The organism is Luteimonas lutimaris (assembly GCF_039537065.1).
GTDB classification, from domain to species: domain Bacteria; phylum Pseudomonadota; class Gammaproteobacteria; order Xanthomonadales; family Xanthomonadaceae; genus Luteimonas; species Luteimonas lutimaris.
The window spans coordinates 28,616-48,533 of sequence record NZ_BAAAZU010000003.1 but is presented as its reverse complement, the minus strand read 5'-3'; the positions used below and the strand labels follow the sequence as shown (position 1 = coordinate 48,533).

23 protein-coding genes, 1 tRNA gene and 1 pseudogene are annotated in these 19,918 nt (G+C 71.6%); 8 read left to right on the top strand and 17 right to left on the bottom strand.

Features of this window, described 5'->3' with window-relative positions; all coding sequences use genetic code 11:
- Window positions 1-4: 4 nt before the first annotated feature.
- From rocF to birA, 5 genes are all read right to left on the bottom strand, one after another.
- Entirely contained in the window at window positions 5-928 is a 924-nt protein-coding gene (rocF, locus tag ABD679_RS02350) for an arginase (protein WP_344758337.1), read from the bottom strand.
- A 124-nt stretch (window positions 929-1,052) separates the two neighbouring features.
- Window positions 1,053-1,128: transfer RNA gene (locus tag ABD679_RS02345), tRNA-Thr, on the bottom strand.
- A 60-nt stretch (window positions 1,129-1,188) separates the two neighbouring features.
- Complete coding sequence (locus ABD679_RS02340) at window positions 1,189-1,965, bottom strand: SPOR domain-containing protein (RefSeq protein WP_344758336.1); 777 nt, start codon at window positions 1,963-1,965, stop codon at window positions 1,189-1,191.
- Between the two features lie 139 nt (window positions 1,966-2,104).
- Window positions 2,105-2,842, bottom strand: a complete 738-nt coding sequence (locus tag ABD679_RS02335) for a type III pantothenate kinase (protein WP_344758335.1) — start codon at window positions 2,840-2,842, stop codon at window positions 2,105-2,107.
- Window positions 2,839-3,828 carry a bifunctional biotin--[acetyl-CoA-carboxylase] ligase/biotin operon repressor BirA gene (gene birA / locus ABD679_RS02330; protein WP_344758334.1) on the bottom strand — a complete coding sequence of 330 codons (990 nt, stop codon included), beginning with the start codon at window positions 3,826-3,828 and terminating at the stop codon, window positions 2,839-2,841. The genes ABD679_RS02335 and birA overlap by 4 nt, the downstream gene beginning before the upstream one ends.
- A gap of 212 nt (window positions 3,829-4,040) precedes the next feature.
- Between birA and ABD679_RS02325 the strand changes: the two genes are divergently transcribed.
- Together ABD679_RS02325 and ABD679_RS02320 are read left to right on the top strand one after the other, a co-directional pair.
- On the top strand, window positions 4,041-4,328 hold the full coding sequence (locus ABD679_RS02325; protein WP_344758696.1) for a hypothetical protein: 288 nt from the start codon (window positions 4,041-4,043) through the stop codon (window positions 4,326-4,328).
- A 60-nt stretch (window positions 4,329-4,388) separates the two neighbouring features.
- Window positions 4,389-5,114 (top strand): annotated as a pseudogene (locus tag ABD679_RS02320) (M90 family metallopeptidase); the annotation flags it as partial.
- 73 nt (window positions 5,115-5,187) lie between these two features.
- Here ABD679_RS02320 and ABD679_RS02315 read toward each other — a convergent pair.
- The 6 genes from ABD679_RS02315 to mntR all read right to left on the bottom strand — a co-directional run bounded on the left by ABD679_RS02315 (window position 5,188) and on the right by mntR (window position 10,506).
- Complete coding sequence (locus tag ABD679_RS02315; protein ID WP_344758677.1) at window positions 5,188-6,573, bottom strand: ATP-binding protein; 1,386 nt, start codon at window positions 6,571-6,573, stop codon at window positions 5,188-5,190.
- A gap of 165 nt (window positions 6,574-6,738) precedes the next feature.
- Window positions 6,739-7,425: a response regulator transcription factor gene (locus tag ABD679_RS02310; protein WP_344758333.1), complete on the bottom strand. Its 687-nt coding sequence runs from the start codon at window positions 7,423-7,425 to the stop codon at window positions 6,739-6,741.
- Window positions 7,426-7,498: 73 nt separating this feature from the next.
- Window positions 7,499-7,924 carry a hypothetical protein gene (locus ABD679_RS02305; RefSeq protein WP_344758332.1) on the bottom strand — a complete coding sequence of 142 codons (426 nt, stop codon included), beginning with the start codon at window positions 7,922-7,924 and terminating at the stop codon, window positions 7,499-7,501.
- Between the two features lie 127 nt (window positions 7,925-8,051).
- A complete protein-coding gene (locus tag ABD679_RS02300; protein WP_344758331.1) occupies window positions 8,052-8,963 on the bottom strand; it encodes an arginine deiminase-related protein in 912 nt (303 codons plus the stop codon).
- Window positions 8,960-9,979 (bottom strand): tRNA dihydrouridine(20/20a) synthase DusA, encoded by a 1,020-nt coding sequence (dusA, locus tag ABD679_RS02295; protein ID WP_344758330.1) that lies wholly within the window; start codon window positions 9,977-9,979, stop codon window positions 8,960-8,962. The genes ABD679_RS02300 and dusA overlap by 4 nt, the downstream gene beginning before the upstream one ends.
- A gap of 80 nt (window positions 9,980-10,059) precedes the next feature.
- On the bottom strand, window positions 10,060-10,506 hold the full coding sequence (gene mntR / locus ABD679_RS02290; protein WP_344758329.1) for a manganese-binding transcriptional regulator MntR: 447 nt from the start codon (window positions 10,504-10,506) through the stop codon (window positions 10,060-10,062).
- A gap of 231 nt (window positions 10,507-10,737) precedes the next feature.
- Here mntR and ABD679_RS02285 point away from each other — a divergent pair, with 231 nt between their 5' ends.
- Window positions 10,738-12,024, top strand: coding sequence for an Nramp family divalent metal transporter (locus ABD679_RS02285; protein ID WP_425561840.1), 1,287 nt, complete (start codon window positions 10,738-10,740; stop codon window positions 12,022-12,024).
- 9 nt (window positions 12,025-12,033) lie between these two features.
- On the opposite strand, the gene ABD679_RS02280 is transcribed toward ABD679_RS02285, so the two are convergent.
- Window positions 12,034-12,594: a hypothetical protein gene (locus ABD679_RS02280; protein WP_344758328.1), complete on the bottom strand. Its 561-nt coding sequence runs from the start codon at window positions 12,592-12,594 to the stop codon at window positions 12,034-12,036.
- 128 nt (window positions 12,595-12,722) lie between these two features.
- Between ABD679_RS02280 and ABD679_RS02275 the strand changes: the two genes are divergently transcribed.
- On the top strand, window positions 12,723-12,923 hold the full coding sequence (locus ABD679_RS02275; protein WP_344758327.1) for a hypothetical protein: 201 nt from the start codon (window positions 12,723-12,725) through the stop codon (window positions 12,921-12,923).
- Window positions 12,924-12,937: 14 nt separating this feature from the next.
- Here the strand turns inward: ABD679_RS02275 and ABD679_RS02270 are convergent, their stop codons facing one another.
- The 4 genes from ABD679_RS02270 to ABD679_RS02255 form a co-directional block, all read right to left on the bottom strand.
- Entirely contained in the window at window positions 12,938-13,252 is a 315-nt protein-coding gene (locus tag ABD679_RS02270) for a hypothetical protein (protein WP_344758326.1), read from the bottom strand.
- A gap of 68 nt (window positions 13,253-13,320) precedes the next feature.
- Window positions 13,321-14,058 carry an HAD family hydrolase gene (locus ABD679_RS02265; protein ID WP_344758325.1) on the bottom strand — a complete coding sequence of 246 codons (738 nt, stop codon included), beginning with the start codon at window positions 14,056-14,058 and terminating at the stop codon, window positions 13,321-13,323.
- A 122-nt stretch (window positions 14,059-14,180) separates the two neighbouring features.
- A complete protein-coding gene (locus ABD679_RS02260; RefSeq protein ID WP_344758324.1) occupies window positions 14,181-14,534 on the bottom strand; it encodes an EF-hand domain-containing protein in 354 nt (117 codons plus the stop codon).
- 326 nt (window positions 14,535-14,860) lie between these two features.
- Window positions 14,861-15,049, bottom strand: coding sequence for a CPXCG motif-containing cysteine-rich protein (locus ABD679_RS02255; protein WP_344758323.1), 189 nt, complete (start codon window positions 15,047-15,049; stop codon window positions 14,861-14,863).
- A gap of 97 nt (window positions 15,050-15,146) precedes the next feature.
- On the opposite strand from ABD679_RS02255, the gene ABD679_RS02250 reads away from it, so the two are divergent.
- On the top strand, window positions 15,147-16,361 hold the full coding sequence (locus tag ABD679_RS02250; RefSeq protein WP_344758322.1) for a PQQ-dependent sugar dehydrogenase: 1,215 nt from the start codon (window positions 15,147-15,149) through the stop codon (window positions 16,359-16,361).
- 32 nt (window positions 16,362-16,393) lie between these two features.
- Here the strand turns inward: ABD679_RS02250 and ABD679_RS02245 are convergent, their stop codons facing one another.
- A complete protein-coding gene (locus ABD679_RS02245) occupies window positions 16,394-17,164 on the bottom strand; it encodes a lytic transglycosylase domain-containing protein (RefSeq protein WP_344758321.1) in 771 nt (256 codons plus the stop codon).
- Between the two features lie 218 nt (window positions 17,165-17,382).
- On the opposite strand from ABD679_RS02245, the gene ABD679_RS02240 reads away from it, so the two are divergent.
- The 3 genes from ABD679_RS02240 (at window position 17,383) to ABD679_RS02230 (ending at window position 19,862) form a co-directional block, all read left to right on the top strand.
- A complete protein-coding gene (locus ABD679_RS02240) occupies window positions 17,383-18,636 on the top strand; it encodes a sensor histidine kinase (protein WP_344758320.1) in 1,254 nt (417 codons plus the stop codon).
- The gene (locus ABD679_RS02235) at window positions 18,626-19,414 is read left to right on the top strand and encodes a LytR/AlgR family response regulator transcription factor (RefSeq protein WP_344758319.1); all 789 of its coding nucleotides are present in this window, start codon (window positions 18,626-18,628) and stop codon (window positions 19,412-19,414) included. The genes ABD679_RS02240 and ABD679_RS02235 overlap by 11 nt, the downstream gene beginning before the upstream one ends.
- 73 nt (window positions 19,415-19,487) lie before the next feature.
- A complete protein-coding gene (locus ABD679_RS02230) occupies window positions 19,488-19,862 on the top strand; it encodes a hypothetical protein (RefSeq protein WP_344758318.1) in 375 nt (124 codons plus the stop codon).
- Window positions 19,863-19,918 lie beyond the last annotated feature (56 nt).

Genomic DNA, 19,918 nt, shown 5'->3' with positions numbered 1-19,918 from the left:
TCCGCTAGTCGCGCATCAGCGTCGACTTGCCGAACAGGCTTTCGATCATGTCGACGGCCAGTTCGGCGGTGGTGTTGCCGGCGTCGAGGATGGGGCTGACTTCGACCACGTCGAGCGAACCCATGCGGCCGGTGTCGGCGATCATTTCCATGATCAGCTGGCCCTCGCGGTAGTTCACGCCGCCCGGCACCTTGGTGCCGGTGCCCGGCGCGATCGAGGGATCGAGCATGTCGACGTCGAAGCTCACGTGCAGGTGGGTGTCGGCGTCCATCCCGGCCAGCGCCTCCTCCATCACCTGCTTCATGCCGACTTCGTCGATGTAGCGCATGTCGTAGATGTCGAGCCCGTGCTGCTTGACCAGTCGCTTTTCCTCCTGGTCGACCGAGCGGATACCGATCTGCCGGACCTGCGCCGGCGTGATTTCCGGCTCGTGCCCGCCCAGCGCGGTCAGCGCCTTCGGGCCGATGCCGCACAGGCAGGCCACCGGCATGCCGTGGATGTTGCCCGAGGGCGTAATGTCGCTGGTGTTGAAGTCGGTGTGCGCATCCAGCCACAGCACCCGCAACTTCTTGCCCTGCCTGCGGCAGTGCGCGGCGACCGCGGCGATCGAACCGACCGCCAGGCAATGGTCGCCGCCGAGCATGATCGGCATGCGGCCGGCCTCGAGCTCGCGGGTGGAGGCTTCGAGCACGGCCCGGTTCCACGCCACCACCGCATCGAGGTGGCGATAGCCGTCGACCGGCGGCTGCCACGGGTTGCCGGGGCCGTCGACGTTGCCGCGGTCGACCACGTCGACGCCGCGCGCGGCCAGCGCCTCGACCAGTCCGGCCACGCGCAGCGCCTCGGGGCCCATGCGGGTACCGCGGGTGCCGGCGCCGACGTCGGTGGGCGCGCCGAAGATCGAAACGGGAGGATAGGTGCGGCTCATGGTGGCTCCGTCTTGGTGTCCGCCGGTCCGGGCATGGAGGGCGGAGGGATTGGCGGCGGCAGGCGGCTTCGACATCGTCGGGCGGCACCGCCGGCGTGGCATGGCGGCCTCCGTTTCCGCGAGATGGTGCCGGCACCCGGGTTCGAACTGGGGACCTACCGCTTACAAGGCGGTTGCTCTACCAACTGAGCTATGCCGGCAGTTTGCGCGGAAAGCGAAGCTGCGGCGCGATATCGCCCGGCGCGCCGCGGGCCGGCATTCTAGCGCGCGGCGGTCGCCGGCGTAGCCGGGACGCCTGCGCAGTCCAGCGGCTCGACCCGTCCGGCGCCCAGCGCGCGGCCGTCGGCGGCGGCCAGCGGGGCGTTGCTGGCCACGTCGATCCAGCGCGTGGCCGGCGGCGCGTCGCCCACGGCTTCGGCCTGGACGTCGGTGAATCCGGCCGCGCGCAGCGCGGACTGGCGGCGGCGGGCGGAGGCCTCGCTGCCGTACAGGCCGAGCGCGATGCTGTTGGCCTGCTCGCCCGAGGCGATGATGTAGTAGTCGCTGAATCCGGCGGCGACGATCCGCTCGACCAGCGCCTGCGCGGCGGCGCGGTCGGCTTGCGGCGGCAGCCACACGCGCCAGTCGGCGCGCGTCGTGGACGGCGCTTCGCGCACGTGCAGCCTCGCCACGCGCGGCTGCAGCGCGCGCTGCGCGGCGGCGAGCTTGCCGGCGTCGGTGAACGGGCCGAGCGCGTAGCACTGCAGCGCCGCGGCGTCGGGCGCGGGCGATGCGTCCGCAACCGGCGCGGGCGGCGCTGCGGATGCGCCGTCCGGTGCGGGTGGTTCGTCCGCGGCTGCGACCGGTGGCGGTGCGGGCGTTGGCGGAGGCGCGGCTTCGGCGGCCGGGCCGGCCTCGCCCACCAGCTGCAGGCGCGCGACGCCGCCGGGCAACGCGGTTTCGGCGGGCACGGGCGCCGCGTCGCCGCGCGCCAGCCACCAGATGGCGACGCCGGCGTTGAGGACGACCAGCAGGACGATCAGCGAACGGGCAAGCATGGGGCGATTCTAGGGGGAATCGACGCGGCGCTGGCCGCACGGGAGACGCAGTTCGCGCATCCGGCGTGCAGGAGCGGCGGGGCCGCGGGCTTTTTGGTTGCATGCCCGTGGCCGGCAAGGCTCGCGGCTGAAGCCGCGCCTATACGGCTCCGGCCAGCGCCCAGCGGGCGAGGCCTTCGAGTACGAGCGTCGGCGCATCGATCGCCTGCGGCAGCTGCGCGCGCAGGGCTGCGCCGCCGCCGCCGTGCAGCAGCAGCCGCGGCGTCGCGCCGGCCTGCGCCGTGGCGGTCTGCAGGCTGCGTTCGACCAGGGCGAGCGCGGCGCCGGTGCAGCCGGATTCGAGCGCATCGTCGGTGTCGTCGGCGAATTCGACGTAGCGCCCGCCCGCGTCCGGCAACTGCGCCGCGCGGGCGTGCAGCGCCGCGCGCATCAGCATCGGCGAGGGCGCGATGCGACCGCCGCGGTGGCGCCCGTTGGCGTCCAGCCAGTCGACGGTGAGCGCGGTGCCCACACCCACGACCAGCGCGGGCCCGCCGCCGCGCGCGTGCGCGCCGAGCAGGGCGAGGAAGCGGTCCACGCCCAGGCGTGCGGGATGTTCGTAGGCAATCGACAGGCCTTCGAAGCGGCGGCGCGTGCACGCCAGCGACATGCGCGGGCAGTGCGACGCCAGCGCGTCGAGCAACCGCACGCGCAGGTCGACGGACGCGACGCTGGCGATGCAGGCTTCGTCGAAGCGCGCCGGCAGCGCGGCCGCCAGCCCGGCTTCGAAGCGCGCGCCGTCGTGCGCGATCGCGTGCACCGGGCCGACGCGGCCGTCATCGCCCAGCGGCGCGCACTTGAGCCGCGTGTTGCCGAGGTCGAACAGCCAGCGGCTCATCGCGCGCGCACGCTGACTTCACCGGCGTGGAAGCTGTGCACGCTGCCGTCGCCCAGGCGCACGCGCAGCGCGCCGTCCGGCGCGAGGCCGGCCGCGGTGCCGGTGCGGTCGCCGTCGCCGCCGTGCAGCACGACGTCGCGGCCGGCCAGTGCGTCGAGTTCGGCGTGGCGCTGCAGGAAAGCCGGCAGGCCATCGCGGTCGAAGCGGCCGAGCGCCGGCAGCAACGCGGCCAGCAGCGCGGCGGCGACGTGGTTGCGCGACGGCGGCCGTCCGTCGGATGCGAGCGTGGCCAGGTCGATCCACGGCTGGTCGATGGCATCGCCGTGCGCGGCCGGCATGCGCACGTTGAGACCGATGCCGATCACCGCGCGCACCGGCCCGGCATGCTCGCCGCCGCCTTCGACCAACAGCCCGCCGAGCTTGCGCAGCGCCCCGCCGTCCACCACGACCAGGTCGTTGGGCCACTTCAGCCGTACCGCCGGAAAGCCGAGTCCATGCAGCGCATCGGCCGCGGCCACGCCGGCCACCAGGCTCAGCCCGCCCAGCCGCGCCAGTCCGCCGTCGAACTGCCGCGCCAGCGACAGGTACAGGTTGGCCGCCAGCGGCGAGGCCCAGCCGCGGCCGCGACGGCCGCGGCCGCCGGTCTGGCGCTCGGCCAGCAGCACCGCGACGCCGTCGCGCGGCGCGGGGCGGCGCAGCAGCTCGGAGCTGGTGGAGTCGATCGACCAGGCCGCCTCCAGCCCGGCCAGGCGCGCGCGCGCCGGCCCGGGCATGGCCATCACGATGGCGTCCGCATCGAGCAGGTCCAGCGGCGCGGCCAGCGCGTAGCCGCGGCCGGGCTGCGCCTCGATCGCGACCCCGGCCTCGCGCAGCGCCTCGATCCGCTTCCAGACCGCGGCGCGGGTTTCGCCGTTCTCGCGCGCCAGCACATCGCCCGATACGGGGCCGGCGATCAGGCGCTGCAGCAGGGCGCGTTCGGCGTTCATCGCCGCCACCGGGGCGGGCGGGGGTGGCGTGCGGGACGCCGGGATGGCGGGAGGGAAGGCATCGGGCGATTATCCGCGACGTTTTCCACCCCGTCCCGCCGTGCCGGAATGCCGCCGCGGCGCTGGTGCGGCGCAGCATGCAACCTTCTGCGTGGCCCCGGCATCCAAGGTATAGTCGGCGACTGATCGCGGCTCCGGCCAAGGATCCCCCCATGTCCATTCGATTCGCACTGTTCCTGCTGCTGCTGTGCGCCAGCCTTCCGCTGGCCGCCGCGCACGAGGTCCGGATGTTGAGCGCCGCCGGCGACGGCGGCGGAAGCTGCGCGGATACGACCACCGCGCAGGACGACGACCGTGCCCACCCGGCCACCCCGGAAGCCGGATCGGCAACGCACACCGCCAAGCCGGTCAAGACCCGGCCCGCCGCCGTGCGCCACACCGGCGACGTCGACGTGCGTCCGCCGCGCTGGCACAGCTTCCTGCCGGGCATGTTCCGCTGACGCACGCGCGTGCGTGCGCTGATCCGACGCCTGTTCGCAGGCACTCCGCCTTCCCTGCCCGACCCTGCCCTGTGGGCCGGCGTGCGCACGCGCGTGCGCTGGGTGGGCGCGCTCGACGCGCAGCGCGACGCGCGCCTGCAGGCGCTGGCCGCGCGCTTCCTGCGCGACAAGGCGATCACGCCGGTCGACGGGCTTGAACTTGACGCCGCCGCGCGCCTGACGCTGGCCTCGCTGTGCTGCCTGCCGCTGCTCGAGTTCGGCGAGCAGGGCCTGCACGGCTGGTCGCAGCTGATCGTGTATCCCGACGCCTTCCGCGTGAACCGCAGCCACGTCGACGCCGCCGGCGTGCTGCACGAGTGGGAGGACGAGCTGATCGGCGAGGCCTGGGACGCCGGTCCCCTGGTGCTGTCGTGGGCCGACGTGCAGGCCGACCTGGACGAACCCGACGCGGGCTTCTGCGTGGCCGTGCACGAGATGGCGCACAAGCTCGACGCGCTCGACGGCGTGCTCGACGGCACTCCGCCGCTGCCGCGTCCGTGGCAGCGCGAATGGGCGCGCGATTTCCAGTCCGCGTACGACGCCTTCGCCGAACGCGTCGACCGCAACCGCCGCGTGGCGATCGATCCGTACGCGGCCGAGGCGCCCGAGGAATTCTTCGCCGTGTGCAGCGAGTACCACTTCAGCGATCCGGACACGCTGCGACGCGCGATGCCGGCGGTAGCGGCGCACCTGGAGCGGTTCTACGGGCAGGCGCCGGACGTGAGGCAGGGCGAACCCGGTCGCTGACGCCTCAAGGGCCTGCTGCCTGCTGGGCCCGGTTTGTGGGAGCAATCCAAATCCAGAGTTGCCGGCGGCTGTCCTACAGCCCCGGCGGCAGCGTCACCTTGAAGCGGGCACCGCCCAGCTCCTTAGACGGGCCGACCTCGAGTTCGCCGCGATAGCTGCGCACCAGGTCCTGCACGATCGACAGGCCGATGCCGTGGCCCTGCACGCGTTCGTCGCCGCGCACGCCGCGCTGCAGGACGTGGGCGATGCGGTCCTCGGGGATGCCGGGGCCGTCATCGTCGACCACCAGCGTCAGGCCCGGGCGGCGGTTGGGCTGGGGCTCGCCGGGGGTGGCGGTGAACAGCACGCGCGACTTCGCCCACTTGAAGGCATTTTCCAGCAGGTTGCCCAGCAGTTCCTGCAGGTCGCCGGGCTCGCCGTAGAACTGCACGTCCCGGGCGATCTCGAATTCGCAGATCACGCCCTTGCCGGCGTAGATCTTCTCCAGTCCGCGCACGATCTCCTCGGCGTGCGACTCGATCGGTACCGGCGCGGCGAACAGCTTGTGCCCGCCCGACGCCGCGCGCCCGAGCTGGTAGCCGACCAGGTCGTTCATGCGCCGCAGCTGGATGTCGACCTCCTCGCGCAGCTCGGCCTCGCCGGCGTCGGCATCCAGGCGCGTGCGCAGCACCGCCAGCGGCGTCTTCAGGCTGTGGGCCAGGTCGGACATGGTGTTGCGCTGGTGGTCGAGGTTCTCGCGCTCGCTCTCGATCAGCGCGTTGATGCTGTCGGTGAGCGGCTCCAGTTCGCGCGGGTGGTGTTCGCTCAGGCGGTTGTCCTGGCCGCGCTGCACGCGCTTGAGTTCGCTGACCACGTTGCGCAGCGGCCACAGGCTCCAGCGCAGCACGAAGGTCTGCAGCAGCAGCAACACGATGCCGGCGATGCCCAGGTAACCCCACAGCGCGGCGCGGTACACGCGCACCTGGCGCGCCAGCGAGCCTTCGTCCTCCATCACGTAGACGGTGTAGGGGCGCTCGACCTCCACGCCGTCCTCGCCCTCCTGCACGGCAGCCGCGCCGATGCCATAGCGGAACACCTCGCCGGGCTCGCCGCTGGTCTTGATGATCGGCAGCGGGCCGCGGAATTCCTCCTGGTTGGGCGCCAGCATTTCCTCTTCGGGCAGCTGCGGCCCGCGCGTGGACATCGACTGCCACGACTGCTGCCCCTCGGGCAGGACGATCACCGCGTACAGGCCGCTGCCGGGCTGGTCGAAGCGCGGGTCCGGCGGCACCTCGGGCACGTAGGGGTCGCCGTTGCGGAAGAAGTCGATGCCGCCGACGTAGTTGTAGGCGTAGGCCTTCAGGCGGTCGCGCTGCACTTGCCCGGCGACGTCGACGAAGGCGCGGTCGAGCGCGTAGCCGGCGAGCGCGAGGAAGGCGACCAGGCCCAGGCTCGCAGCCATGAGCTGGCGCGCCTGCAGCGACCTGGGGCGCCAGGGCAACAGGGGATTGCGCTGCTCGTTCTCCCGCTTGTCGGCTCGTGGGGGCACGCTGCCTCGGTGTTGATGGCGGATGTCGTCGCGCCCGCCGCGCCGATGGGCCGGGGCGGCAGGCGGGTTCGATGATGGCCGCCGCACGCCGGCGTGTCAGCCCTCGCTGTTGCGCGGGATGGCGAAACGATAGCCGCGCCCGCGCACGGTCTCGATCGGCTTGAGCGTGCCTTCCGGATCGAGCTTCTTGCGCAGGCGGCCGATGAAGACCTCCAGCACGTTGGAATCGCGATCGAAGTCCTGCTGGTAGATGTGCTCGGTCAGGTCGGCCTTCGAGACCAGCTCGCCGGCATGCATCATCAGGTACTCGAGCACCTTGTACTCGTAGCTGGTCAGGTCGACGTTGCTGCCGTTGACGGTGACCGTCTGCGCGGCCAGGTCCAGCACCACCGCGCCGCATTCGAGCGTGGGCTTGCTCCAGCCGGCGGCGCGGCGCACCAGCGCGTTGATGCGCGCCAGCAGCTCCTCGACGTGGAAGGGCTTGACCAGGTAGTCGTCGGCGCCCTGCTTGAGGCCGTCGACCTTGTCCTGCCAGCTCGAGCGCGCGGTGAGGATCAGCACCGGGAACTGCTTGCCTTCCTCGCGCAGCGCCTTGACCAGCTCCATGCCGGACATCTTCGGCAGGCCCAGGTCGATGATGCCCAGGTCGAACGGGACCTCACGGCCCATGTACAGGCCTTCCTCGCCATCCTGGGCGGCGTCCACGGCGAAGCCTTCGCGCTTCAGGCGCGCGGCAAGAGTCTCACGCAGCGGGGCTTCGTCTTCGACGAGCAGGATTCGCATCGGCTACTCCAGTTGTTGGTGGTTCGAGGGCAACCGTGCCCGGTCGATGTGTTCGTTGTGGAAGCTTGGAAGCTCAGTTGTCGTCATCGCGTGTAGGGGCGCCGCGGCGCTGCGCCGGATCGTCCATGTAGACGCGGATGCGGCCGCGGTCGTCCATCACCTTGATCCGGTTGACGCTGCGCCCGTCGGACTGCACGCGCTCGGCGTTGATGACCCGGCCGCGGGTGGTGCGCTGGATCCTGCGCACGGAGTCGGCCATGGAGTCGTCGCGGCGGCGCTGCTGGCGCGGTTCGGGGCGCGGCGATTCGGCGCGCATCGGCCGCGGAGCGGGCATCGCACGCTGCCGGTTGCCCTCGCCCGCGCCGGCGCGGTCGCGCCGCGGTTCGGCACCGCGGTCGCCCTGGCGGTGACCACGCCCATCCTGGGCCCAGGCCCCGGCACTCACCGTCAGCGCGAGCGCTGCGGTTGCGAGCAGGGGAAGGATCCGGCGGGTGGGCATGGCGGACGACACTCCGGTACGCGCGGCCAGGGCGCGATCGACAGGGGCAATGATTCTCGGAAGACCGCGGTGAACAAGCCTTAACTTTTTGTTTCCACGGGGAGCGGCATTCAGTCCCCGGCCCGGTTCAATAGATTTCCGCAACGCAACAACGCAGCGAACCGCCCGCGGCCTCGATGGCGTCCAGCGGCACCGCCCGCAACGCGAAGCCGGCCGCTTCCAGCGCGCGGCGGCTGTCGGGCGACAGCGCCGACGCCGCGCCCGCGCTCATCCAGACCGTGTCGGCGGAGGCGGAAATGGCGTTGCCGGCGAACGCGGCGTGCTCTCCGGGCGACAGGACCACCGCGTGCGGCGCGTACAGCGTGGCGATGGCTTCGACCGCGGCTGCGTCAGCGAACCCGCCCGGGCACACGATCGCCGCCCGCCCGGCCAGCACCGCCAGCACCACGTTGGTGTGGTATTCGCCCGGCGCCAGGTCGAACAGCAGGGTCGCGCGCAGGCCGAAGGCCGCGTGCATCAGCCGCGCGCCTTCTTCGTCGCAGCGCTCGGACAGCCCGCAGAAGCCCAGGCCGCGGGCGCGGTCGATCACCAGCGCGCCGGTCAGTTCGCAGGCATGCGGCTGGCCGGACAGGTCGGTTTCGGCGTAGCCCAGCACGTCGCGGAAGAAGCCACGGATGTCGTCGCGCGCCGCCTCCCGCTGGCGCACCGGGTGGCGCATGCGCCCGACCACCAGCCGCCCCGGCGCGGTGGCGAAGACGTTGTTGGGGAACAGGCCGTCGGGGGCATCGGGGAGGCCGGGAAAACAGAGCGTCGGCAGCACGCCCGACAGCGCGGCCTGCAGGCCGCGGTGCTGGTCGAGCGCGCGCGCTGCGTCGAAGCCGCCGGCATCGGCCATGTAGCGGTTGTCGCTGGCCGACTCGTCGGCGCGGCCGAAGCCGTCGGGCGAGACCAGGAACGCCGCCTTCGCGGTGGCCGCGCCGAAGTCCGGCGCGCAGCCGCGGGCGGCCTCCAGGAAGGCGCGGGTGTCACGGGTGATCATGCGGCAGCCTGTTCCTTGTGTTCGGTCGCGGCGAGCGCCGCCTCGACCAGTGACCAGTCGGCGCCCGGCCGGTGCGCGCCTTCGCTGAGCACCTGCCGGAACGCGCGCCCGCCGCGCTCGCCGTGGAACAGGCCGAGCAGGTGGCGGGTGATGTGCTTGAGGAAGACCCCGCGCGCGAGCTGGCCCTCCACGTACGGCCGCAGCGCGCGCAGCAGCGCGCCGCGGCTGCGCAACTCACCGCCGAACCAGGCCACGTCGAGCCGGTGCAACAGGTAGGGGTCGTGGTACGCGGCGCGGCCGAGCATCGCGCCGTCGGCGTGTTCGAGGTGCGCGGTGGCCTCTTCCTGCGTGGCGATGCCGCCGTTGACGATCACCGCCAGCTCCGGCCGCTCGCGCTTGAGCGCATACGCCCAGTCGTAGCGCAGCGGCGGCACCTCGCGGTTCTCCTTCGGCGACAGCCCCTTGAGCCAGGCGTTGCGCGCGTGCACCACGAACATGCGGCAGCCGGCCGCGGCGACCTGTTCGACGAAGTCGCGGAACACCTCGTAGCGATGGTCGTCGTCGACGCCGAGCCGGCACTTCACCGTGACCGGCACCGGCGTTTCCAGCGTCGACACCGCCTCGATCATCGCCGCGACCGATTCGGCCACCAGCCCCGGCTCGCGCATCAGGCAGGCGCCGAAACGCCCGGCCTGCACCCGGTCGGACGGGCAGCCGCAGTTGAGGTTGATCTCGTCGAAGCCGCGTTCGGCACCGATCCGCGCCGCCTGCGCCAGCGGCTGCGGCTCGCTGCCGCCAAGCTGCAGCGCGACCGGATGCTCGACCGGATCCATCGCCAGCAACCGGTCGCGATCACCGTGGATCACCGCGTTGGCGTGCACCATCTCGGTGTACAGCCGCGCATGCGGCGCCAGCAGGCGGTGGAATACCCGGCAATGACTGTCCGTCCAATCCATCATCGGGGCGACCGACAGGGCAATCGTCGGCAGCGGCGGCAGTGGACTGGGCACGGACATGGCCGGCCATTGTAGGTGGGGCGACGCGGCGAAGCAGCTTCGTCCCGCCACCGGTCGCAGGCGCCTTTCGCGTCCGCAGGCTAGCTGCGCGCGGCGACGAAGCGCGCGAACGCGGCGACGGTTTCCGCGCTGACGTGGTGCTCGATGCCCTCGGCGTCGCGGCGCGCCGTGTCGGGATCGATGCCCAGTGCCAGCAGGAAGGCTTCGACGACCTGGTGGCGTTCGCGGCTGGCCTGGGCGAGGGCCTCGCCCGCGTCGGTCAGGAACGCGCCGCGGTAGGGCTTCTGTTCCACGTAGCCGGCCTTCACCAGGCGCTTGAGCATCTTGGCCACGGTCGGCTGGGCGACGCCCAGGCGCGCGGCGATGTCGACCTGGCGGGCCTCGCCGCCGTCGCGGATCAGGTCCGAGATCAGTTCGACGTAGTCCTCCACCAGCTCCAGGCGATGCGCCTCGCGCACCTGGCGGAAGCTCTCCGCGTGCAGGTCGGCGTCGATCAGCGGCGGCGTGGATGGCTTGGGTTTCGGCATGCGGGCTCGCATCCCCTGCGGACGCCCGCGGCGGCGGGATGCGCCGCGGGGGACCGCTAGGTTACCGCAGCGATGATGGCGCTTGCTTTGGAAGATAGCTGAGGCTATAACGAGCCCTTCCCCGCCCGACGGCAACCGCCCGTGGATCGCGAAGCCACTCCACCGCCGCGTGCCGCCGAACCGGGCTGGCGTTTTGCCCGCGACCCGCGCACGGGTGCCAGCCTCGGCGCCCTGAACGCCAGCGTGCACGTGCCGGCGGCGGGCGCGGGACGGGGCCAGTGGCTGCGCCGCTTCCTCGCCTTCCTCGGGCCGGGCTACATGATCTCGGTCGGCTACATGGACCCGGGCAACTGGGCCACGGACCTGGCCGGCGGTTCGCAGTTCGGCTACACCCTGCTGAGCGTGATCCTGCTGTCGAACCTGATGGCGATCGTGCTGCAGGCACTGGCCGCGCGGCTGGGCATCGCCACCGGACGCGACCTTGCCCAGGCCTGCCGCGACCACTATCCGCGGCCGGTGGCGTACATGCTGTGGGTGGTGTGCGAGATCGCGATCATCGCCTGCGACCTGGCCGAGGTGATCGGCACCGCGATCGCGCTCAACCTGCTGTTCGGCATCCCGCTGGTGCTGGGCGCGATCATCACCGCGGTCGACGTGTTCCTGGTGCTGTACCTGATGCGCCACGGCTTCCGCACGCTGGAAGCCTTCATCATCGCGATGCTGCTGGTGATCTTCGCCTGCTTCGGGATCCAGATCGCGCTGGCCGCGCCGCCGGTGGCCGAAGTGCTCGGCGGCTTCATCCCGCGCACGGAAGTGGTGACCAACCCGGCCGCGCTGTACATCGCGATTGGCATCATCGGCGCGACGGTGATGCCGCACAACCTGTACCTGCATTCGTCGATCGTGCAGACCCGCGACTTCCCGCGCGACGACGCCGGCAGGCGCATGGCGATCCGCTGGGCGGTGACCGACAGCACCATCGCGCTGATGCTGGCGCTGTTCATCAACGCGGCGATCCTGATCATGGCCGCGACCGTGTTCCACAAGGCCGGGCACACCGACGTGCAGGAGATCGAGCAGGCCTACGCGCTACTGTCGCCGATGCTCGGCGTGGGCATCGCCTCGACGCTGTTCGCGGTGGCGCTGCTGGCATCGGGGCTGAATTCCACCGTCACTGCCACGCTGGCCGGGCAGATCGTGATGGAAGGCTTCCTGCACCTGCGCCTGCCCACGTGGGCGCGGCGCCTGGTGACCCGCGGCATCGCGATCGTGCCGGTGGTCATCATCACCGCGATCTACGGCTCCGAGGGCACGGCGAAGCTGCTGGTCTTCAGCCAGGTGCTGCTGTCGATGCAGCTGCCGTTCGCGGTGATCCCGCTGGTGCGCTTCGTCACCGACCGCGAAAAGATGGGGCGTTTCGTGGTGGCGCCGTGGCTGGCGTCGCTGGCCTGGGTGATCGCCGCGGTCATCGTGGCGTTGAACGTGAAGCTGCTGTTCGACACCTTCGCCGGCTATTGAACCGCGGGGTCAGCCGCCCGGCGGGGGTTCGCCCTTCGCCGGGGCGTGGTCCTCGACCACCTCGGCCTGCGGCCGTCCCCAGCGCGCGTAACTATCGGTGATCGCCTGCTTCAGGCGCGTGGCCGCCGCCGGCCGCGTGGCAATCCCGGCGTTTTCGGCGACCGCCGCCCAGCCCTCGTCGTGCGACTGCCCCCAGGCCTCCACCAGCGCCCGGCAGGGACGGCCGAGCACCTGCGCCAGCGCGCAGGCGTAGTACACGTCGCCCGGTGCCCAGTTGCGCTCGTCCACCAGCTCGGTGACCAGCTCGCGCGGCGCGGCGTGGTAGCGCACCAGTTCGTCGACGAAGGCGCCGCGGTAACGGCTGCCGTAGGCGTTGATGTCGGCCAGCTGGGCGTCGATCCAGGCGTCGCCGCTGCGCGGGTTCCAGGCGAAGGCGTAGTCCTGCGCCCCGGCGGCGCCGGCCAGCAGCAGGCAGGCCGCCAGCGCCAGCACGCGGCAGGCGGCGGGCAAGGCTGTGACAGGCGGCGGGGCGATCATCATGGTCGCCAAGGGTACGCGCGGCGACCGCATGGCGTCATCCGCGCCGTTGGCCGGGATGCACGGGCAGCATTGCCGCGCTTGCACGCACCCGTGACGCTGGCGGGCGTAGCGTCGCCGGCATGAACGGGCAGGGCGACACTCCATTCAGGAGGACTCCGATGGCTGGATCGCGGCATGCGCCGGCCGGGCCGCGTCCGCGCCGCTGGAAGCACTGGCTGGCGTGGCTGGGCGTGGTCGCCGTGCTGCTCGGGGTCTACGCCATTGCCCTGCGCTGGGTGACGCTGCAGGTCGAATCCGGCGTCGAGGCCAGCATCCACCACGCGGTGGGCGGGCAGGCGCTCGAAACGCCGGAGCGGTGACTGTCGCGGCCGCTTCAGCGCCGCCCGTCGTCGGCGGCGCAGTCCGCGCGGTCGCCGCAGCCTGACGCGCCCTCGCCGCGCGCATCGTCCGCGTCGCGGGGGACGACATCGCGCATGACGCCGTGGTTGTCCAGCCGCTGTTCGCGGAAATACACCGGCCGGCCGTGCCCGTCGCGGCGCACGCGCGCCGGTGCCTCGCGGTTGCTGTCCGCGGCGTCGGCCCGCGACTGCACGAAGCGCAGCTTCGGCTCTTCGTCCACGGCGCGCGTGCCGGCGCATGCCGACAGCGACAGCGCCGCCATCGCGATACCCACGCATCCGCTTGCCACCTGCCCCATCCGCCCGCCTCCGTGTCCGCGCAGGCGACCACCATGGTCCGGTGCCGGTGAAGGCAGGCTCACGGCGACGCGCCCGGCGCTGCCGCCGCGACGATGTCCGCCACCGCCGGCGACAGCCCCGCAGGCGACTCCACGCTGCGCATGCGCGCACTGCCCGCGTCCACGCTGGCATCGGCCTCGTGGCTCCAGGTCGTGTGGTACGGCATGTGCACGCCCCAGCCGCCGAGCGACAGCACCGGCGCGATGTCCGAACGCAGCGAGTTGCCGACCATCACGAACTCGTCGGCGGCGATGTCGAACTCCTCCAGCAGCCGCGCATACGTGCCCGGGTCCTTCTCGCTGACGATCTCGATGCGGCGGAACAGGTCGGCCATCCCCGAGTCGCGCACCTTGGCTTCCTGGTGGAACAGGTCGCCCTTGGTGATCAGCACCACGTCGTGGCGCGACGCGATGTCGGCGACCGCTTCGCGGATGCCCGGCAGCAGTTCCACCGGGTGCCGCAGCAGTTCCTTGGCCATGCCGACGATGCGCTGCACGTCGGCCGCGCCGATGCGCTGGCCGGTGATCTCCACCGCCGCCTCGATCATCGACAGCGCCATGCCCTTCACGCCGTAGCCGAACCAGGCCAGGTTGGCCTTCTCGAATGCGTACAGCCGCTCGGCCACCCGCGCGTCGGCGAGATCGACGTAGCTGCCGATGATCCGTTCGAAGCGCGCCTGCGCGTCGTCGAAGTAGTCCTGGCTGCGCCAGAGCGTGTCGTCGCCGTCGAAGGCGACCATGCGGATGCCGTTGCCCATCGGCACATTATGCAGGCCGGAGCGCAAGCGTCATCGGCCGGCATTGCGCGCACGCATGCAAAAGGGGCGGCCCGAAGGCCGCCCCTGCACATACACGCCGGGAAAAACCGGCAGTCTTGCTGTTACTGCCCGCCGTCGTCGCTGCCGGCCGCATCGGCATCGGCATTGGTGGTCTGGGCATGCGCCTTGTACTCGTCGGCGGTCAGCTTGCCGTCGGCATCGGCATCGGCGTCATCGAAGACCTGCGCCAGCGCCGGCACGGTGGCCACTTCTTCCTTCGACAGGGCACCGTCCTTGTCGGTGTCCAGGTCGGCCCAGGTGACCTGCTGCGGCTCGGCCGTCGGCGCGGGGGCGGCGGTCGGCGGCTCGGACTGCATGCCGTCGTCCGTGGTCGGAGCGGTCTGCGCGAACGCCATCGGCATGGCAACGGCGGCGGCGAGCGCGATCAGGCCGGACAGCTTGCTTGCATGGTTCATGGTCTTCTCCATTGTGTTCGGGGGAACTTCGGTTCGGGCCGCCACCGGATGCAATCGGGCAGCACGACCCTGGCACCGACAATGCCGCCGCGCCGATGAACGTCCGCACCGCCGCGCGGCAACGGCTTACATCCTCTTAACCACGCGCCTGCGATTTGCCGCTAGCCGTGAATGCGATGGCCGTCATGCATTGGCCGGGAGCGGGCCGCAGGACGGCAATTCCGGCCCTCGCGCGTCCCCTCCGCGGCGGCGCGCGCATGAACACAACACAACCTTCACCTGCGCCGCCACGCGCGCGCGCCCGACGAGTCCGCGGCGGACGGGCGTCAGGCCTCGTTTTCGGCACGCACGGCGAGCATCGGGTCGCCGTCGTCGTCCGTGGTGACCGTCACCACGATCGGCCGGCAGCACACGCTGCAGTCCTCGATGTACTGCTGGTCGCCGGCGGAGGCGTCGGCCAGCAGTTCGATCGGCTCGCCGCAGTAGGGGCAGGTGGTTTCGATGGCGGGCAGCATGGGCATCCTCCGGTCGCGACGACGCGCCACGCGGCGCGGTGCTAGTGTGCACCGCACACACGCCCGCACGTGGGCAACCACGTCAAAGGAGCCTGCCATGACCCCTCGCCTGCTTGCCCTGGCCTGCGCCGGCAGCCTGTGCCTGGCCGCCTGCGCCCGGCCCGGCAACGCCCCGGATCCATCGACCGCGCCACCTCCGCCCGGCGATACCGCGGCCACCGCCGCGCAGTCCACCGACGCGGCCGCCGCGGAGTTGCCCGTCAGCGACGTGCGCCCGTTCACCGCCACCGAGGTGGCGACGTTCGACGAACCCTGGGCGATGGCCTTCCTGCCCGACGGCCGCCTGCTGGTGACCGAGAAAAAGGGCGCGCTGAAGCTGATCGACGTCGCGACCGGCCAGGTCGGCGACATCAGCGGCGTGCCCGAGGTCGACTACGGCGGACAGGGCGGCTTCGGCGACATCGCCCTGCATCCGCAATTCGCCAGCAACCACGTCGTCTACGTCAGCTACGCCGAAGCCGGCGACGACGACACCCGCGGCGGCGCGGTCGCGCGCGGCACGCTGGCGCTGGACGACAGCGGCGGCGGCAAGCTCGAGGACCTGGACGTCATCTGGCGCCAGGTGCCCAAGGTCGAGGGCCGCGGCCACTACGGCCACCGCCTGCTGTTCGGCAGCGACGGCAAGCTGTGGATCACCTCCAGCGAGCGGCAGAAGTTCGACCCCGCGCAGGACATGCAGTCCAACCTCGGCAAGATGATCCGGCTCAACGACGACGGCAGCGTGCCCGCCGACAATCCCTTCGCCGACCAGGGCGGCGTGACCGCGCAGGTCTGGTCGCTGGGCCACCGCAACCTGCTGGGCATCGACTTCGACGCGCAGGGCCGGCTGTGGGAAGTGGAAATGGGGCCCAAGGGCGGCGACGAGCTCAACCTGATCGAACGCGGCGGCAACTACGGCTACCCGATCGTCTCCAACGGCGACCACTACGACGGCCGCGACATCCCCGACCACGACACCCGGCCGGAGTTCGACGCGCCCAAGGCGTGGTGGAGCCCGGTGATCTCGCCGTCGAGCCTGCTGATCTACTCCGGCGACCTGTTCCCCGACTGGAAGGGCGACGCGCTGATCGGCGGGCTGTCCTCGCAGTCGCTGGTGCGCGTGGAGATCGACGGCGACAACGCGCGCGAGGCACAGCGCTTCGACATGGGTCAGCGCATCCGCGCGGTGGAACAGGGTCCCGACGGCGCGCTGTGGCTGCTGGAGGATGGCGAGAAGGGGCGGTTGCTGAAACTCGTGCCCGTGGCCGGGTAACCCGGCCCGCAACCCTTCCCCTGTGGGTCCCCCTACTGCGCGGGCGTTTCGCGCTTGAAGCCCATCGCTTCGCGGTAGCGCGCGTACAGGGTCAGCACCTTGTCGATGTAGGCGCGGGTTTCGTCATAGGGCGGCACGCCGTCGTAGCGGGCCACCGTGCCGATGCCGGCGTTGTAGGCCGCCGCCGCCAGCGTGCGGTCGCCTCCGTAGCGGCGCAGCAGCGACTTCATGTAGCGCGCGCCGGCATTGATCGACTGCGCAGGCGCGAACGGATCGGTGACGCCGTACTCGGCCACCACGTCCGGCATCAGCTGCATCACGCCCTGTGCGCCCTTGGGCGAGACGGCCAGTGCATCGAATCCGCTCTCGGCGTGCGCGATCGCGCGCAGCCATGCGTCGTCCACGCCGGTCGCCTTCGCCGCGGCCTTGAACAGTTCTGCATGCCGGTCGAGCCGCGGCTTGCCAACCTTGCCCAGGCCGACGTGCGCCGGCTCGCCCGGCGGCGTGTGCACGGTGAACTTCAGGTACACGCGCGAGCCGGGCAGGTTGCGCGTCGAGTACACCAGCCTGCCGTCCTGCTCGCGCTCGTAGAGCGTGCCGCTGAAGACCCCCATCTCGCCCCACAGGTTGGGCGTCTGCACGGCGTTGTCGTCGATCTGCTTCGCCACGCATTTCGAGCCGGGCTCCGGTGCCGTGGCCAGGCTGACGGTACCGCCCTGCACGCAGCGGTAGACGGTGCGCGCCCGTGCATCGGGCGCGGCCGCCAGCAATGCCACGGCAGGCAACAGGAGCCATGCGCGCATGCCGGAGTCCTCCCTGCGGCAAACCGGGCCGCGTGATCGCCCATGGGGCGCGGGCCGGCGTCAACGCGGCGCGAAGCGCATCGCAGTGGCCGTCCGGCAGCCAGCCCCGGGGCGCGATTCCCGCGATTCGTCGCCGATTCCGCGCATCCGTCGCAATCGGCTGCCGCCGGCGCCGCGGCGTGGGTATTCTCGCCCCACGCTTTCGATACGGCACCGCCATGACCACCTTCTCCTTCGCCACCCGCCACGTCTTCGCCTGGTGCGTGTTCTACCTGGTGGTGCTGATCCTGTGGTCGAACTTCGGCCTGCCGGAATTCCCGATCGTGCTGCTGTGGATGATCTCGCTGGCGTTCGTGATCCCCGACGCCACCTCGCACATCCATCGCGTGCGCATGATCGTCGGCGGCAAGCCCACGCCCGAGCAGCTGCGCAACCGCCAGCGCCGGCAGATCGAGGTGCCCTTCCCCGCCGACGAGGCCTTCGGCCTGCTCGACGCCGCGCTGCGCGAGCTGCCGCGCGCGGTCGACATCGAATCGGCGCCGGACAGCCTGCGCGTGCGTGCCGGCATCGAGCGACCCGATCCCTACGGCGGCCACAGCCGTTTCGATCCCATGCACTGGGTGGACCGCAAGCTCGGCGGCCGCTACGACGTGGTCGTCGGCACCGTCGCCCCGGGCGGCGACACCTCCAGCATCACCCTGGCCTGCGAACCGGAAAGCGCCGCGTGGACCGACTGGCTGCGCGTCGACCACGGGCGCAACCTGGAAACCACCGAGGCGATCACCCGCGCCATCACCCGCCGCATCGCCGAGCACCGCCGCGGCGAGAAGGCCGCGGTGCGCGACACCGCCAGCGCCAAGGAGCTGAGCGAGGCCAAGCTGAGCCTGCTCAACGCCCAGGTCGAGCCGCACTTCCTCTACAACACGCTGGCCAGCGCGCAGGCGCTCACCCGCAGCGACCCGGCGCGCGCCGACGCGATGCTCGGCCACCTGATCGCCTACCTGCGCCGCTCGCTGCCGCGCAACCTCGACGGCCAGTCGACGCTGGGCGAGGAGCTGGAACGCGCGACCGCGTACCTGGAGATCCTCAAGATCCGCATGGGTTCGCGGCTGTCGACCCAGGTCGACGTACCCGAGGCGCTGCACGCGCTGCCGTTCCCGTCGATGATGCTGCAGACGCTGGTCGAGAACGCGATCAAGCATGGCCTGGAGTCCAAGCCCGGCGGCGGCACGGTGTGGATCCGCGCCACCAGCGCCAACCAGGAAGTCTCGGTCACCGTCGCCGACGACGGCCGCGGCTTCAACGCCGAAAGCAGCGGTACCGGCATCGGCCTGAAGAACGTGCGCGAGCGCCTGCGCCTGGCCTATGGCAACGCTGCACGCTTCAGCATCACTGCCAACTACCCCAACGGCGTGGCCGCGACCATCACCCTGCCCGCCGCCACTGCGCAAGGACACGGCCATGTCGCCTGACGCCACCACCACCGGCCCCACCTGCGTCATCGCCGAGGACGAGGACATCCTGCGCAGCTCGCTCGAGTCGCTGCTGCGCGAGGCCTGGCCGGAGCTGTCGATCGTCGCGTCCTGCGACGACGGCGGCGGCGCGGTCGAGGCGATCGCCGAGCACCAGCCGGACGTGGCCTTCCTCGACATCCGCATGCCCGGCCTGACCGGGCTGGAAGTCGCCTCCGCCGCCACCGAGGCCAGTCCGCGCACGCAGGTGGTGTTCGTCACCGCCTACGACCAGTACGCCATCGACGCCTTCGACAACGGCGCGGTCGACTACCTGCTCAAGCCGGTCTCGCGCGAGCGCCTGGCCGCGACCGTGCAGCGGCTGCAGTCGCGTGCCGCCGGCACGCACCCGGATGCGGCGACGCTGGCCGCGCTGATCCGCCGCCTCGACGCGAACCGCGAACCGGCCGCGACGCCGCTGTCGTGGATCACCGCCAGCGCCGGCAAGGACACGCGCCTGATCCTGGTCGAGGACGTGGCCTATTTCCGCGCCGACAACAAGTACACCACCGTGATGACCGCCGAGGGCGAGTCGCTGCTGCGCACGCCGATCCGCGAGCTGCTCGGCCTGCTCGACCCGGCGATGTTCAAACAGGTGCACCGCTCGACCATCGTCAACCTCAAGGCGATCGCCTCGATCAGCCGCGACGACAGCGGCCGCGGCACGATCCACCTCAAGCAGCGGCCCGAGACGCTGGCGGTCAGCCAGCCGTACATGCCCCTGTTCCGCAACATGTGACCTTCGCGCCGCGCGGACGAACCATTCGACCGTGCCCGCCATGCCACCGTGACACCGCAAGGAGAGATCCGCCATGCGCACCGCCATCCTGCTCGCCGCGACGCTGCTGCTCCTGGCCGGCTGCAAGATCGACGCCGGCACGACCACGATCACCAACGTGTCGATCGACGGCAAGGCACAGAACGTGATGCGCTCCTACGTCAACGGCGGCGCGGGCGATTTCGAATGCATCAAGAGCATCAGCGGCCGCTGCCACTACCTGCTGTTCGTGCGCGAGTGCGACACACACGCAGGCGACGCGGATGCCTGCCGGCCGCGCACCGTGGAAGCCTTCACCCTCGAAGCCGGCACCTCGCGCCACCTCACCCACCTGCCGCCGCGGCTGAAGCAGTGCGTCAGCCACGACCGCGAGCCGTCCGCACCGGATTGCCTCGCCGCACGGGGCTGAGCGGCGTGGCTTCAAAACCCAATCCTCTGTAGGAGCGGCTTCAGCCGCGAGCTTTT

What these genes read in the sequence shown, in the direction of transcription:
- ABD679_RS02240 (WP_344758320.1), top strand. Translation starts at nt 17,383, where the DNA reads ATGACCACCTTCTCCTTCGCCACCCGCCACGTCTTCGCCTGGTGCGTG.
- ABD679_RS02325 (WP_344758696.1), top strand. Translation starts at nt 4,041, where the DNA reads ATGTCCATTCGATTCGCACTGTTCCTGCTGCTGCTGTGCGCCAGCCTT.
- ABD679_RS02265 (WP_344758325.1), bottom strand. Translation starts at nt 14,058, where the DNA reads ATGGGCAACGGCATCCGCATGGTCGCCTTCGACGGCGACGACACGCTC.
- ABD679_RS02260 (WP_344758324.1), bottom strand. Translation starts at nt 14,534, where the DNA reads ATGAACCATGCAAGCAAGCTGTCCGGCCTGATCGCGCTCGCCGCCGCC.
- birA (WP_344758334.1), bottom strand. Translation starts at nt 3,828, where the DNA reads ATGAACGCCGAACGCGCCCTGCTGCAGCGCCTGATCGCCGGCCCCGTA.
- ABD679_RS02335 (WP_344758335.1), bottom strand. Translation starts at nt 2,842, where the DNA reads ATGAGCCGCTGGCTGTTCGACCTCGGCAACACGCGGCTCAAGTGCGCG.
- ABD679_RS02245 (WP_344758321.1), bottom strand. Translation starts at nt 17,164, where the DNA reads ATGCGCGCATGGCTCCTGTTGCCTGCCGTGGCATTGCTGGCGGCCGCG.
- ABD679_RS02340 (WP_344758336.1), bottom strand. Translation starts at nt 1,965, where the DNA reads ATGCTTGCCCGTTCGCTGATCGTCCTGCTGGTCGTCCTCAACGCCGGC.
- mntR (WP_344758329.1), bottom strand. Translation starts at nt 10,506, where the DNA reads ATGCCGAAACCCAAGCCATCCACGCCGCCGCTGATCGACGCCGACCTG.
- ABD679_RS02310 (WP_344758333.1), bottom strand. Translation starts at nt 7,425, where the DNA reads ATGCGAATCCTGCTCGTCGAAGACGAAGCCCCGCTGCGTGAGACTCTT.
- ABD679_RS02275 (WP_344758327.1), top strand. Translation starts at nt 12,723, where the DNA reads ATGGCTGGATCGCGGCATGCGCCGGCCGGGCCGCGTCCGCGCCGCTGG.
- ABD679_RS02230 (WP_344758318.1), top strand. Translation starts at nt 19,488, where the DNA reads ATGCGCACCGCCATCCTGCTCGCCGCGACGCTGCTGCTCCTGGCCGGC.
- ABD679_RS02300 (WP_344758331.1), bottom strand. Translation starts at nt 8,963, where the DNA reads ATGATCACCCGTGACACCCGCGCCTTCCTGGAGGCCGCCCGCGGCTGC.
- rocF (WP_344758337.1), bottom strand. Translation starts at nt 928, where the DNA reads ATGAGCCGCACCTATCCTCCCGTTTCGATCTTCGGCGCGCCCACCGAC.
- ABD679_RS02305 (WP_344758332.1), bottom strand. Translation starts at nt 7,924, where the DNA reads ATGCCCACCCGCCGGATCCTTCCCCTGCTCGCAACCGCAGCGCTCGCG.
- ABD679_RS02255 (WP_344758323.1), bottom strand. Translation starts at nt 15,049, where the DNA reads ATGCTGCCCGCCATCGAAACCACCTGCCCCTACTGCGGCGAGCCGATC.
- ABD679_RS02235 (WP_344758319.1), top strand. Translation starts at nt 18,626, where the DNA reads ATGTCGCCTGACGCCACCACCACCGGCCCCACCTGCGTCATCGCCGAG.
- dusA (WP_344758330.1), bottom strand. Translation starts at nt 9,979, where the DNA reads ATGTCCGTGCCCAGTCCACTGCCGCCGCTGCCGACGATTGCCCTGTCG.
- ABD679_RS02250 (WP_344758322.1), top strand. Translation starts at nt 15,147, where the DNA reads ATGACCCCTCGCCTGCTTGCCCTGGCCTGCGCCGGCAGCCTGTGCCTG.
- ABD679_RS02280 (WP_344758328.1), bottom strand. Translation starts at nt 12,594, where the DNA reads ATGCGGTCGCCGCGCGTACCCTTGGCGACCATGATGATCGCCCCGCCG.